The 12,887-nt window shown below is 47.7% G+C and carries 11 protein-coding genes; 4 read left to right on the top strand and 7 right to left on the bottom strand.

Features of this window, described 5'->3' with window-relative positions:
* Positions 1 to 128 precede the first annotated feature (128 nt).
* Positions 129 to 647 carry a transcription factor E gene (gene tfe, locus LPQ35_RS01065; RefSeq protein WP_193806643.1) on the top strand — a complete coding sequence of 173 codons (519 nt, stop codon included), beginning with the start codon at positions 129 to 131 and terminating at the stop codon, positions 645 to 647.
* Here tfe and LPQ35_RS01060 read toward each other — a convergent pair.
* Genes LPQ35_RS01060 through hdrA2 form a run of 7 tightly spaced genes read right to left on the bottom strand, consistent with a single transcriptional unit; the run spans position 640 to position 8,861 of the window.
* Complete coding sequence (locus LPQ35_RS01060; RefSeq protein ID WP_193806645.1) at positions 640 to 1,983, bottom strand: FAD-dependent oxidoreductase; 1,344 nt, start codon at positions 1,981 to 1,983, stop codon at positions 640 to 642. The two genes, tfe and LPQ35_RS01060, sit on opposite strands and share 8 nt — an antisense overlap.
* A 48-nt stretch (positions 1,984 to 2,031) precedes the next feature.
* Positions 2,032 to 2,460: an ACT domain-containing protein gene (locus LPQ35_RS01055; RefSeq protein WP_193806647.1), complete on the bottom strand. Its 429-nt coding sequence runs from the start codon at positions 2,458 to 2,460 to the stop codon at positions 2,032 to 2,034.
* A 34-nt stretch (positions 2,461 to 2,494) separates the two neighbouring features.
* Positions 2,495 to 3,181: a DUF7125 family protein gene (locus LPQ35_RS01050; RefSeq protein WP_193806649.1), complete on the bottom strand. Its 687-nt coding sequence runs from the start codon at positions 3,179 to 3,181 to the stop codon at positions 2,495 to 2,497.
* A gap of 30 nt (positions 3,182 to 3,211) precedes the next feature.
* On the bottom strand, positions 3,212 to 4,024 hold the full coding sequence (locus tag LPQ35_RS01045) for a pantoate kinase (RefSeq protein WP_193806651.1): 813 nt from the start codon (positions 4,022 to 4,024) through the stop codon (positions 3,212 to 3,214).
* A complete protein-coding gene (gene coaBC, locus LPQ35_RS01040; RefSeq protein WP_193806652.1) occupies positions 4,021 to 5,223 on the bottom strand; it encodes a bifunctional phosphopantothenoylcysteine decarboxylase/phosphopantothenate--cysteine ligase CoaBC in 1,203 nt (400 codons plus the stop codon). Before coaBC ends, LPQ35_RS01045 begins: the two co-directional genes overlap by 4 nt.
* A 4-nt stretch (positions 5,224 to 5,227) precedes the next feature.
* Positions 5,228 to 6,529 carry a 4Fe-4S binding protein gene (locus tag LPQ35_RS01035; RefSeq protein ID WP_193806653.1) on the bottom strand — a complete coding sequence of 434 codons (1,302 nt, stop codon included), beginning with the start codon at positions 6,527 to 6,529 and terminating at the stop codon, positions 5,228 to 5,230.
* Entirely contained in the window at positions 6,522 to 8,861 is a 2,340-nt protein-coding gene (gene hdrA2 / locus LPQ35_RS01030; RefSeq protein ID WP_193806654.1) for a CoB-CoM heterodisulfide reductase HdrA2, read from the bottom strand. The genes LPQ35_RS01035 and hdrA2 overlap by 8 nt, the downstream gene beginning before the upstream one ends.
* A gap of 115 nt (positions 8,862 to 8,976) precedes the next feature.
* On the opposite strand from hdrA2, the gene serB reads away from it, so the two are divergent.
* From serB to LPQ35_RS01015, 3 genes are all read left to right on the top strand, one after another.
* Positions 8,977 to 10,146, top strand: a complete 1,170-nt coding sequence (gene serB / locus LPQ35_RS01025; protein ID WP_193806655.1) for a phosphoserine phosphatase SerB — start codon at positions 8,977 to 8,979, stop codon at positions 10,144 to 10,146.
* Positions 10,147 to 10,246: 100 nt separating this feature from the next.
* Positions 10,247 to 11,809, top strand: a complete 1,563-nt coding sequence (locus LPQ35_RS01020) for an ABC transporter substrate-binding protein (protein WP_193806656.1) — start codon at positions 10,247 to 10,249, stop codon at positions 11,807 to 11,809.
* A 59-nt stretch (positions 11,810 to 11,868) separates the two neighbouring features.
* Complete coding sequence (locus tag LPQ35_RS01015) at positions 11,869 to 12,879, top strand: ABC transporter permease subunit (protein WP_193806658.1); 1,011 nt, start codon at positions 11,869 to 11,871, stop codon at positions 12,877 to 12,879.
* The last annotated feature ends 8 nt before the right edge of the window (positions 12,880 to 12,887 follow it).

The following is a 12,887-nucleotide window of genomic DNA, read 5'->3' as shown; positions in this document are numbered from 1 at the left end:
AAGTTCTCAGGCAGTTTGCAGAGTCGAAGCAGGAACAGGAAAAACCCGGGATCATCACCTTCGAATATCGAACCAGTACAATTCATCCACCGCAAAATTAAATAATGTTGAGAACAAATTAAACATACGTGGAGACACAGATAAGTGAGCTGGACGAACTTCTTGTAGAGCTGATTGAAAGGGTTGCAGGGGAGCTGGGAGTCATAATCTATTCTCTTGGGATTGAAGGCGAATTCACAGATGAACAGCTGTCTCAGGAGCTTGGAGTGGAAATAAACGATGTGAGGAGAGTTCTGTTTGCCCTGTATGAGATCGGGCTTGCAAGTTACAGGAGAACAAGGGACGAAGAGACGGGCTGGATGGAATATTACTGGAAAATCAGCTACGACAGGGAAAGAGATGTGCTTAGAAAGGAGCTGGAAAAAACAAGAGAGAAACTTGACGCAAAACTCGAGATTGAAGACGGGAGCGTATATTATATCTGCGTGAACGGCTGTGTGAAGGTCAGCTATGAAGAGGCGATGGAATTTGGGTTTTCATGCCCGAAATGCAGGGACATGCTCGAATTCCTGGACAGTTCCGGAGCGATAGAGCAGATCAGAGAAGAGCTTGAAAAAATAAACAGACTCATCGGATTGCTCAGCTGATTCCCAGTTTCCTGAACATATTTCTTGCGGCAAGAACAAGGGGGTCCCACACCGGAGATTTGGGGGGATAGAACGGGAAATCCGCAAAGAAAAAGTCTTCGACAGTTGCTTTTTTGTAGAGGAGCGCAGAGGCTCCATAAATCCTCTTGGAAACCCCTTTTCCAATGGCCTGGACTCCAAGAACCCTGTGCGTCTTTGCATCCGCAACCATCTTGAGCGTTATGTTCCCCTCCCCCGGTATATACTTCGCCCTGCTTCTCGTGGTGATGGTAACAGAGACCGCATCATAACCATGTCTTACAGCCTCCTTTTCACTCAAACCAGCTTTCCCTATCTCAAGGTCGTAGAATGACGTGATCTGACTCTTCATGGCTCCCGGAAACTTCATGCGAATTCCTGCAATATTCGAGCCAGCAACATAACCCATTTTGTTCGCAGGAGCTGCCAGAGGTATCCAGTCCGGTTTCCCGGTAATGATGTTGGTCGTCTCGGCACAATCTCCGACAGCATAAACGCCATTCTTGCTTGTCTCCATGTACTCGTTCGTCTTTATCGCTCCGCTCTGTCCCATTTCGATGCCATACTCCAGAGCGAGCTTTACATTGGGTTCGACACCTATTGCGAGTATGACGAGGTCTGCCCGGTATTCATCTGCGCTGGTAACCACCTTTTCGACTCTCCCGCTCCCACTGATTTCAAGTACTCTCTCCCCGAGTCTCAGGTTGACCCTCTGACGCATCTCACCCAATAGTATGTCAGAAATCTCATGATCGTAGCCCGGCATTGGATGTGATTCCTGCTCTATCACCGTAATTCGTTTCTTCCTCGAGAGAGCATCTGCCACCTCAACGCCTATGTATCCGCTTCCGATTATCACGATGTTATCGTACTTCGACGCTATTTCCCTTATGATCGGCGCCCTTTCTATGCCACTCACACAGAGAACTCCATCAAGCTCCATGCACCTGACATTCAGTCTTTTTGCCTTTGCCCCAGTTGCAAAAACAAGCCGGTCCCACTCATATTCCTGTACTTTTCCCCTTTCAAGGACCTCTACTCTGCCGTCCTCCACCTTAACAACTTCTGAATTGAGGTGCACATTAATTCCTCTTTTTTCCCTGAAGAAGTTCACATCGTAGGCGCATAGTTCCGAAATAGACTCAACCATTCCCGACAGGTAAAAGGGTATCCCACACGGAGCGTGACTCACGTAGGATGTTTTTTCAAAAACGTCCACTCTCCAGTCCGGCCTCAATCTCTTAATTCTCGAGGCCGCAGCCATTCCTCCGGCTCCACCGCCAATAATCGCAACCTTTACATCTTCTTCGGGAATCATTCAACTGTCATGATTTATATGTATTTATAAACTTAACGAAAAGTGAAATTAATCAATCTCACCTTTAAAGAGCACCCCTTCACGCTCCAGAACCTTTATAGCGTTTTCGATGTCGTCCACCCTCAGGATTATCAGCGCCCTGTGCTTTTCTGACGTGAAAGCGTAAACGTATTCTATGTTGACACCCGCATCCCCAAGCACCTTAGCTATCTTGTAAAGACTTCCCGGCTCATCCGCCACCTCCACCGCAAGAACCTCCGTCAGCGAAACGGTGAATCCAGCTTCCCTTAACACCTGATAAGCGAGATCCGTGTTATCCACCACCATTCTGATGATCCCGAAGTCTCCCGCTTCGGCGATTGTGAAGGCCCTTATGTTAACGTTATTCTGAAAAAGCTTCCCGGTTATTGTTGCGAGCTTTCCGGGCTTATTTTCTGCAAAAACTGAGAGCTGTTTTATTACCCTCTCCTCCCTCATGAAAGGGGATATGCGGAGAAAAATAAAAGCTTTGTCATGCAATGTCCTTGGAGGTGTCTATCTGCACTCCCTCGCTGATGTAGTATCTGAACGTCTCGTCTATCGGCTTCATCTTTCTCATCTTCGGAATCCCAAGCCTGTTGACCATCTTGTCCCCGGCCTTTTCCGAGTCGATGTCAAAAACCACGTCAGAGAGATTTATCACCATGTTCTCTATCTCCTTCGGATGGCTGCCCTTTATCATGTAGCAGTACGCCACAGCATTGAGGTTCTTCGTCGTATGGTAGATTTTGTTCACAAGCCACTCCTTTAATCCCGGAGGTACGTGAAGGTTGAGGAAAAAAGATAGGTTGTCGAAGATTATGGCACATTCGTCAGTATCGATCGACGACAGCTTTTCATCAATGAAATCAAAAATGTCCCTGTCTCTGTACTGGTCCTCGACGATAAATCCTCCTGTATCGGAGAGATAGTAACGGCTGTAAACGTCAATAAAATTCACATTTCTGACTTCAAGAGCCAGACTTTCCATATCCTCAAGTATGAACTTGGGTAATCTTGATGTTGTGAAGTAATACGAAACTGTGCTGCTTGCAAACTGATAAAGAAAGGCTTCAGGCATGCTTATGGGGTTTGCATAAACGCAGACCATAGAGCCAGCTGGGACGCCTCCACCAAGTCTTTTATCCAGCAGTGTTATTCCGGTGGAAAGAATTTTCACACAGCTATTTTCAACCGCAAAGAATATAAATTAAACGGATAGGCCGCATGAGGCAATTCTGGCCGTGAAAGTTTCACCCCGAAATTCTTCAAGGACTCCTGAATCGTCCATTGCGAAAACGGTCTTTCCGAGCATGACCATGCCGGCCTTCCCACCTGCACTCTCCACAGCTTCAATTGCGTCAATCACGTCCTCATCTGCGAGCCCACTCTCGACTGCAAACTTTTTCGACAGCTCGAAAACGCAATCCATCAGTGGCTTCTTCAAAAAATCTTTCAGAAGGCTCTTTCCGAGTCTGTTGATGTTCTTTCGCTTTATCTCATCCGAGAGTATGTCTCTCGTGGGGAGCGTCCCCATGACAAGGAACTTTACGTCTGCCCTATGGAGATATCTCACCACCTTTGCCCTTGACGGGCAGCCCGGACTTATCCTCACAACGATGCCGCCATGACTCTGGGTTACGACATCCCCGAGACCCGTCAGATTTACTACCTCTGCCTCATGTGCCAGATCTGCAAGCTCCAGAAACGAATGGCCCAGATTTTTTCCCATGCTGACTTCAATGGCTGTTGCCAGAGCGCTGGCACCACTGACTCCGAACCCAGACGAAATGGGAACATCTGAAAAAAGTTCCACACCACGTCCACCAAGTTTTTCAAGAACGTAGCTGACGGTTGGAAAGTCCACCCTCTCCCCATTCAGATACACACCTTCCTTTTCCGATATTTCAGCCCTGACCCCCTTGTCTATCGTGAACCCCACACCATAAGACCCGGTAGTCTCCGGGGAATCCGAAATTTTTGATGAAAAAAATGCGGTGATGCTTGCGGAAACAAACGTCATAAGCAGTCCTGAACGAAGTACTCGACTATTCTCTCCGCCACTTCCTGTTTCCTGCCCTCAAGCCAAACCTTTCTGTCGGGAGTTATGACGAGGACTCTCGTATCCTCTGTTCCCATACCTCTCTCCAGAACATCGTTTGCAACTATCATTTCTGCCCTGTCGGTTTTCATCTTGTCTATGGCTATTCTCTCAAGTTCCTCATCATCAATACCCGTTTCAGCTTTGAAAGCTATGACCTTTCCATCGAAAACCTTCCTCACCTCTCTAAGAACCTTGGGCGCTATTTCCAGTTCGAGAATGAGCTTCTCATCGGATTTAATTTTGCTCTCCTTTCTTGGCGTGGTAAAGTCAGCGGCTGCCGCTGCGGATACAAAAACGTCTGCATTCTCAATTGCTTTCAGACTTTCTGAAAGCATATCTCCCACCGAGACAACCTTTCTCACTGTAAAGTCAGGTAAATCAAATTCAGGGGGTCTGGACGTGATCAGATCAATTTTTGCTCCCCTTCTCCAGAACTCGAGAGCGATCTCATATCCAAACTTTCCGCTGCTCCTGTTGGTAATGTACCTTATCGGATCGAGAAACTCCATTGTCGGGCCCGAAGTAACCACAATCTTCATGCCTTCGAGATCTTTTCTGTGGAGCTTTCTTTCAACCTGAAGACAGATCTTTTCGATCTCGGCAAACTTTGCCTTTCCCTCTTCGTATTTTGGCTCCACAAATTCAATACCCATTTTTTTGAGTTTTTCAATTGCCTCTCTGACAGAAGGGTGATTCATCATCGTCTCATGCATCGCCGGAGCTATCATAACGGGTTTTCCGGTCCCTATCGCTGTTGTGGCCATTGTGGTTACAGGAGTGTCGTCGATTCCTGCCGCAATTTTGGCAATCGTATTTGCGGTTGCGGGAGCTATGAGGAAAAGATCCGCAGTTCCTCCCTCTCCAAAGAATTCCACATGCTCTATTGCGCCCGTGATCTCCGTTATAACTCTGTTGTCGGTTGCAAATTCCAGAGCGTACGGATGTATTATGTTTTTAGCAGCCCCACTCATCACTGCATGAACTTCAGCCCCTCTCCTCACAAGCTCTCTCGCAAGTTTGACAGCCTCGATTGCGGCGATGCTTCCAGTAACTCCAAGAACGATCTTTTTGCCTGTCAGTTTTCCGCTTTTACTCCCCTTTATTCTTTCGAGATGCATAGGTTCACCCTTCGCTTAGCTCCTTTCTCAATCCGTTTATAAAGGCTTCCGTATTGCCCTTTTCGATGACCCTTCGATAATACGGTCGTTTCAACAACGCTTCAACGGCCCTCAATTTCTCTTCAAGCTCTGCTCTCACACGCTCATCAACTTTCCTGACGATGATATCCTCTTCAGCAATTATCCCTCCCAGTTCCTCCCGGTACAGCTTTCTTTCAGGCTCAGTGGTTCTTCTCTTCTCAATTATTCTGCTCAGAGCCTGATGCCACGATTCCACCCATGGCTCCCATGAAACATTCTCCTTGGTGTAATAGCTCTCCCGCCTGACCCCTATGAGATCATACGGACAGGCATTCTCGCAGGCTCCGCAGTAAATGCAGTGATCCTCATTGAAGTGAACCCTCCCCTTGTCCTCAGAAACGTACCACACCCTGTTGTGCTGGCATATCTTAATGCACGCTCCACATCCCACCGGATCGCAGCGATACATTCTCGGCTCGTAAAGGAATAATTCCCCTTCCATGGGCTTCGTGGTTTTTATGGCATCGTAGGGGCAGACAACCTCACAGTATGCGCAGTTGGAGCATTTTTCATTATCAACAGAAATGATGGCAAGCTTTTCAAGCCTGAACTCGATTCTTCTCCCATCCTCGACTTTTATCGCCTCTTCAGGACACACATCTTCACAAAGCACGCAGTAATCGCATGTAGATTCGTCAAGCAGAATATCCTCATAGGGCATCGGATTGGTTGGGCCTGGTTCTCGCTCAACCATCTTGAAAACCGGACAGAATTCAGCACAGATCCCGCACAGGTTGCATTTTTCCCTGTCTATGATCACCTTGCCATTTACACCTTCATTTTTTTCCGAAATCGCATCTCTCGTTATCTTTATCTCCCTCGTAATGGCATCCTCCGGACACACCCTGTAACAGAGTGTGCAGTCCATGCACTTCCCGTAATCAATCTCGGTGAATCCGACAGGAGAGAGAGGAAGATCCTCTTTTTCGACTTTATTTCCATTTACGTAGAATTCATAGGCATTGAACGGGCAGAATGCATAGCATATCCCGCAGTACGCACATTTTGTGTGATCTATGGTTACTGGAGGCATTTCAAGCCCTATGGCTATGTCATGCACGGGACCAAGCTCAATCGCATTTACGGGGCAGGCATAAACACATATCCCGCATCCGTTGCAGATTTTGTAATCATAAACAAGCTCCCTGACCTCCTTTCCCGCTCTCTGGATGTACTTGAATTTGGTTTCTCCAGCCATGTCTATGTCACGCTCAACATCAACCATCTCTGTTCACCTCACTTTCAATTGGCCCAATCTCCTTCAGGGTCTCCACAAACCTGCTGATGTCCTCCGCAATCCCTCCTGCCTCTCCAGCTGAGTGCCAGCTTGTCGTTACCCTTTCAGGATTTATTCCAACCTCTCTGAGCGCCTCCCTGATGGCATTAACTCTGTCCTGTGCATGATAGTTGCCGACCTTGAAATGGCACTCTCCCGGCCTGCATCCCGATATCATGATCCCGTCTATGCCGTTCTTCAACGCCCTCAAGATCCATTCAGGATCGACTCTGCCGGAACAGAGGGTTCTGATGACTCTCACATTTGGCTCATACTGCACCTTCGTTGTTCCCGCAAGGTCAAGGGCACCATAGCTGCAGAAATGGCATGCAAACATGAGAATTAAGGGTTCAGCACTCTTTTCTTCAGCCAGCGCATCTATGGCCGAGATTATGGATTTTTCGTTGAAAAATCCCATGTCTATCGCATCTGCAGGACATGAAGCGACGCACACCCCGCACATAACACACGAATTCGGATCGATCCTTGCTTTCTTGCCCTCCATGAATGCAGCGCTGAAGTTGCACACGCTGACACAGAGTCCGCACCCAATGCATTTGTCAGGATTCACATAAGCATTGTAAGGGTCAAATTCTGCCTGACCGCTCACGATCAGCTCCATCGCTTTTGCAGCAGCAAGGCCTGCCGAGGCGACACTGTCCTGAATGTCCTTCGGACCGCTTGCAGTGCCTGCAAGAAATATGCCCTTCACATCGGTTTCTGCCGGCCTGAGTTTTGGATGCGCCACCTCGTAAAACCCGTCCTCCCCAACAGATATTCCGAGCTTTCTCGCAACCTCGGTGTTGCCCTCCATCCCTATCGACAGAACCACGAGGTCGAATTCCTCCTCAACAACCTCTCCAAGCAGTGTATTCTCATAACTCAGAATCAGGCTGCCATCATTCGTTTCATAAATTTCTCCAACCCTGCCCCGGATGAACCTGATGCCTTTCTCCTGCGTTCTTGCATAAAATTCTTCGTACATTCTTCCGTAAGCTCTGATGTCAATATAAAATACAGTAACCTCTGAATCAGGATAACGCTCCTTTATGGCAAATGCGTTCTTTAAACTCGACATGCAGCAAACTCTTGAGCAGTATCTGTTGGTTTTCTCGTCTCTGCTACCAACACACTGAATGAATGCGATTTTCTTGGGGATACTCGAATCTGAAGGTCTCAAAAGTTCGCCCAGTGTGGGTCCGGAGGCTGAGAGCAATCTTTCCAGTTCGAGTGAGGTGATGACGTTTCTGTATATGCCATACCCGTATTCTTCCTTCCTCCGGGCGTCAAACGGCCTGAAGCCCGTGGCAACAATAACCGCCCCAACCTCAATTTCGATCTCCTCTGGATTCTGGCTGAAATCTATTGCCTCAGGCTCACATGCTTTCTCACATAGCCTGCATCCAATGCAGTGCTGCCAGTCTATTGCAGCATAGAGCGGTGTTGATTGAGGTATAGGCAGGTAAATTGCCTTTCTCGTCCCGATAGTATAATCGAACTCGTTTGGAACCTCTACCGGACATACAGAGCTGCAGTCATCAATGCATCCCTTGCACTTGCCTTCATCAACATATCGCGGGTGTCTTATAACTTTGAGCCTGAAGTTGCCCACGTGTCCCTCAAAATCCTTAAGCTCAGCGTTGGTTATCACCTCGATATTCTCATGGTTCAGGGCTTCACTCATTTTCGGCGCGAGAATGCAGATCGAGCAGTCGTTTGTGGGGAAGACCTCATTAAGGGTCGCCATGTGACCGCCAATGGTCGGGGCTTTCTCTATCAGGTAAACCTGTATTCCAGCATCGGCTATGTTCAGGGCAGCCTCAATCCCGGCAACTCCACCCCCAATAACAGCCACAGCCTGCTTCACTTCAGTATGTCTTCTTGAAAGGGGTTCGAGCGCCCTCGCACTTGCAACTGCCATTCGAATAAGGTCTTTTGCCTTGGCCGTTGCTGCTTTGGGCCTTTCCTGGTGGACCCATGAACACTGTTCTCTTATATTCGCCATCACAACCATGTAGGGATTCAGGCCAGCCCGCATTGCAGCCCTTCTGAATGTAACCTCGTGCAGCTTTGGACTGCACGCTGCAACCACAATCGCATCGAGGTTGAACTCCCTTATGGCCTGAATTATCTCCTCCTGGCCGCTATCAGAGCAGCTGTATTTTATGTCATTCACATAAACGACATCCGGAAGATTTTTCACGTATTCAACGACTTCATTAACGTCAACAACCCTTGCGATATTTAGACCGCAGTGACACACAAATACGCCGATCTTCATACAGTCACCATGATGTGATCTTTTGTAATTGATAGTAAGAAGCTAATTTTTAATCTTTCTTGTATTTGACAGCATTTTTCAAAACTCTTATTAACAATTTTTTCCAGATGAAATCGTGGAACTGCTCGCTCTTTCGATATTCGGAATTGACAAACCCGGAATAGTTTTCAGAATTACTGATCTGCTTGCCAGAGCCAATGTAAACATAGTGGATATTGAGCAGAATGTTCTGCAGGGTATTTTCACAATGTTTATCGTTGGTGACGCCACCAGGGCGGAGTTGAGTATAGACGAGCTTAAAGCCGAACTTGACAGAATTTCCCGTGAAATTGGGGTCCATTACCATCTCTCTCCATTCGAGAGAATCAGGATTGGGGGGAAAAACAGATACATCGTTACAGTCATTGGAAAAGATAGGGTCGGCATAGTCAGGGATGTTTCAGAAATACTGTTCTCCTACGGGGCCAACATAGAGAGGACATCACTGACGGCAAGAGATCAGCTAATATCCATCTCAATAGTGGTGGATATGGGCGAGGCCGATGTTCAGGAAGTAAAAAACAAGCTGAAAGAGGAGATTGAAAAGACGGGACTAGATGTCGTCATACAGCCATACAGCGTTGCAAAGGAAGAGAAAAAGCTGATCGTCTTCGACATGGACTCCACCCTTATAGACATGGAAATCATCGATGAGCTTGCAAAGGTTGCAGGGGTGGAGGGGGAGGTCAAAAAGCTGACAGAAAAGGCAATGAGTGGTGAGATCGATTTTGAAACTGCTTTAAGAGAGAGAGTAAAGCTGCTTGCGGGGTTGCCAGTGGAGGTGATGGAAAAAATTTACGAAAACATAAGGCTCACAGAGGGGGCCAAAGAGCTGATAGAATCTCTTAAAAAGGCGGGCTACAAGGTTGCTCTTGTCAGCGGTGGTTTCACATACTTCACAGATAAGCTGAAAAACGAGCTGGGGCTTGACTATGCCTTTGGAAACGAGCTTGAAATCGAGAACGGAAAGCTTACAGGAAAAATAAAGGGTAAAATCATCAACGCTGAGGAAAAGGCGAGAATTATCGAGGAGATTGCGAGAAAAGAGGGAATAAAAAAAGAGAACATCGTCGCAATAGGGGATGGCGCAAACGACAGAATTATGATCGAGAAGGCTGGACTTGGTATTGCATTCAATGCAAAACAGGCTCTAAAGGAGGTCGCAGACGGTCTCATAAGCAAAGAAAACCTCATTGGACTCGCAAGCATTCTGAAGTTACCGGCTGAATTCAGAAAGAGAGTTTAGCGTTTTGCTTTAGCTGCCCGGACATTTACCACTTTTTCGCATTTGACCCTCTGCCCAATTTTAGAGTAAATTAAATATATTTGTCAGTTTACGTTATGCCATGGCAAAACATAAGGTCCTGGTAGTGGGCCTCTTGCTTCTTGCAGTGCTGTTTTTCGGCTGTGCCGGAGAGAAGCAGGAGGCTCCAAAAGCGGAAGTGAAAACGATAACAATCGGAGTCACGGACAAAATTACAGAACTTGATCCAGCCAACGCCTACGACTTTTACACCTGGGAGGTAATGAACAACATCATGGGCGGACTGATGAGATACAAACCCGGAACGACCGAGCTTGAGCCCTTCTTGGCCGAAAGCTATGAGGTGCAGGATGGTGGCAAGGTATACATCTTCCACCTGAGGAAGGACCTGAAGTTCGCTGACGGCACACCATGCACGGCAGAAGATGTCGTCAGGAGCATAAAGAGAGTAATGGAACTCCAGGGAGATCCATCATGGCTTGTTACAGAGTTCGTCGATAAGGTTGAGGCTGTGGATGACTACACTGTAAAATTCACGCTGAAGGAGCCGATCTCGTATTTCCTAGCACTTACTGCAACACCACCCTACTTCCCCGTGCACCCCAACTACAAGCCTGATGCAATCGATCCTGACCAGACTGCAGGTGGAGTAGGCCCGTACAAGATAGCAAGCTGGGTCAGAGATCAGGAACTGATTCTCGAAACGAACGAGAACTTCTTCGGAGAGAAGCCAAAGGTTGACAGGATTGTGGTGAAATTCTACAAGGATGCAACAACCCTGAGGCTTGCTCTCGAAAAGGGAGAGATCGATATCGCCTGGAGAACCCTATCACCTGTCGACATCCAGTCCCTGAAGGGCAAGGAGGGATTGCAGGTTATTGAGGCCCCCGGTGGTTTCATCAGATACCTGGTCCTCAACGCAAACAAGGACACAGAGTACCCAACCAAGGACAAACTCGTGAGACAGGCAATAGCTGCAGCAATAGACAGGCAGGAAATTATTGACAAGGTGTTCATGGGCACGATGGAGCCGCTCTACTCACTCGTTCCAAACGGAATGTGGAGCCACATTGACGCATTCAAGGACAAGTACGGCGATGGCAACATTGAACTCGCCAAGCAGCTTCTCAGCCAGGCTGGCTACAGCGAGAGCAACAAGCTCAAGCTCGAACTCTGGTGGACCCCAACACACTACGGAGATACCGAGAAGGATGTAGCTCAGATCCTAAAGGCTCAGCTTGAGAAGACGGGAATGATCGAAGTCGAGCTTAAGAGCGCAGAGTGGTCCACTTACACCGACTATGCGAGAAAGTCCGCAATGATGCTCTCGCTCTTCGGATGGTACCCAGACTATCTCGATCCCGATGACTATACTGCACCATTCCTCAAGAGCACAGCCAACAACTGGCTCGGATATCCGTATGCCGATGAAGAGATGGACAAGCTGATTGAGAAAGCTTCGAAGGCAACGTCAACGCAGGAAAGAGAGGAGCTTTACAAACAGATTCAGGAGAAGCTTGCAGAGGATGCGCCAATAATACCACTGGTTCAGGGCAAACTGACAGTTGTGGCAAAGAGCAACATTCAGGGCATCACCCTCGACCCGACAATGATCTTCAGGTACTACCTGCTTGACATATCCTAAATTTTTTATTATTTTTTATTAACAAATAGCTTTTTATGTTGCCTTTTTGAATCAGAGCCATGTCCTCCCTCAAAGCATATATAGTAACGAGGACGCTGATGGTAATCCCCACCGTTCTTATCCTTCTGACTCTTGTTTTCTTTATCATGAGGATCCTGCCAGGGGATCCGATTTCAGCCATGGTCGGTCAGAAGGTGCCTGCAGAAGTCCTCGAAAGGATGAGAGAAGAGGCAGGGTTGAACAAGCCTCTCGTGATCCAGTACATAGACTATCTGAAAGGCGTGTTCACGGGAGACCTCGGCAATTCCATGATCTGGGGAAGAAGGCCTGTCATGGAGGAAATAATGGACCGTTTTCCAGCAACACTCGAGCTGACAATATTCGGATTCACAATAAGTGTGCTTCTCGGCGTACTGACGGGTTCAATCGCGGCATTCAGGAGAGGTAGCAAAGCCGACACAGGAATGAGAATATACAGCGTTGTTGCATACACGCTCTTCATCCCGTGGTTTGGAATGCTTCTCCAGATGTTTTTTGGCGTTTACCTGAAAATCCTGCCTATAGGCGGGAGAATAACTCCCGGTCTCGCTCCGGACCACATTACTGGTCTTTATGTCCTTGATTCGATTCTCACCCTCAATCTTGAGTCCCTGGAGACCTCACTTCTGTACCTCTTCCTCCCATCCATGACCCTCGGCATTGTTCTGTCGGGAGCATACACAAGAATTCTGAGAAACAACCTGATAGATGTGCTGAGCCAGGACTTCATTGTCGCATACAGGGCAAGAGGAGTCAGAGAGTGGAAGGTCGTTAAGCATGCGATGAAAAATGCGTTTATACCCGTTGTAACACTGATGGGCTTGCAGTTCGCAATACTGCTTGCAGGAGCTGTGCTTACGGAATCGACATTTTCATGGCCTGGTATGGGCACATTCCTGCTTGAAAGAATTGAATACAGAGACTACAACGCAGTTCAGGGGGCAATTGTATTCTATGCGGTGTTTGTTGCCCTGATAAGCCTGATAGTGGATGTCATTTACGCACTGCTTGACCCCAGAATTAGGTACTGAGGTGGTGA

Source organism: Geoglobus acetivorans, from assembly GCF_039641995.1.
In the GTDB taxonomy this organism is placed as follows: Archaea; Halobacteriota; Archaeoglobi; order Archaeoglobales; family Archaeoglobaceae; genus Geoglobus; species Geoglobus acetivorans.
Note: the sequence above shows the minus strand (reverse complement) of the source record. Positions and strands in the feature narration are given on the sequence as shown.

Excerpts from the sequence above, each read along its gene's own strand:
- LPQ35_RS01045 (WP_193806651.1), bottom strand. The coding sequence starts at position 4,024 with ATGACGTTTGTTTCCGCAAGCATCACCGCATTTTTTTCATCAAAAATT.
- LPQ35_RS01060 (WP_193806645.1), bottom strand. The coding sequence starts at position 1,983 with ATGATTCCCGAAGAAGATGTAAAGGTTGCGATTATTGGCGGTGGAGCC.
- LPQ35_RS01020 (WP_193806656.1), top strand. The coding sequence starts at position 10,247 with ATGGCAAAACATAAGGTCCTGGTAGTGGGCCTCTTGCTTCTTGCAGTG.
- LPQ35_RS01035 (WP_193806653.1), bottom strand. The coding sequence starts at position 6,529 with ATGGTTGATGTTGAGCGTGACATAGACATGGCTGGAGAAACCAAATTC.
- LPQ35_RS01015 (WP_193806658.1), top strand. The coding sequence starts at position 11,869 with ATGTCCTCCCTCAAAGCATATATAGTAACGAGGACGCTGATGGTAATC.
- coaBC (WP_193806652.1), bottom strand. The coding sequence starts at position 5,223 with ATGCATCTCGAAAGAATAAAGGGGAGTAAAAGCGGAAAACTGACAGGC.
- hdrA2 (WP_193806654.1), bottom strand. The coding sequence starts at position 8,861 with ATGAAGATCGGCGTATTTGTGTGTCACTGCGGTCTAAATATCGCAAGG.
- LPQ35_RS01055 (WP_193806647.1), bottom strand. The coding sequence starts at position 2,460 with ATGAGGGAGGAGAGGGTAATAAAACAGCTCTCAGTTTTTGCAGAAAAT.